The organism is Microbacterium sp. K36, from assembly GCF_004794355.1.
Taxonomy (GTDB): Bacteria; Actinomycetota; Actinomycetes; order Actinomycetales; family Microbacteriaceae; genus Microbacterium; species Microbacterium paraoxydans_D.
Genome location: NZ_SSDN01000064.1, coordinates 1 through 294, shown reverse-complemented (window position 1 = coordinate 294; position 294 = coordinate 1). Strand labels below are relative to the sequence as shown.

Below are 294 nucleotides of genomic sequence, written 5' to 3'. Positions count from 1 at the left end.
CGACCCGACGGTGCCCATCGACAACAACCACGTCGAGCGACAGATCCGGCCGGTTGCCCTGGGTCGCTCCAATTGGTTGTTTGCAGGCTCACTGCGCGCCGGTCAACGCGCGGCTGCCGTCATGAGCCTGATCCAATCGGCCAAGCTCAACGGGCACGATCCCTACGCCTATCTGAAAGACGTCCTCACGCGACTGCCGACCCACAAGGCGGCCGACATCGCCGAACTGCTCCCGCATCGCTGGACGCCCAGCGCCACCTAGCTGGCAAGACGGGTTCACCGGGTGCTTACGTT

Annotated in this window: 1 protein-coding gene; it reads left to right on the top strand. The window is 64.6% G+C overall.

The genetic code is table 11. From position 1 onward, the window contains the following. Nucleotides 1-262 (top strand): transposase domain-containing protein (locus DW296_RS06720; protein WP_136051610.1); only part of this gene is annotated, 262 nt, incomplete at its 5' end. Nucleotides 263-294 lie beyond the last annotated feature (32 nt).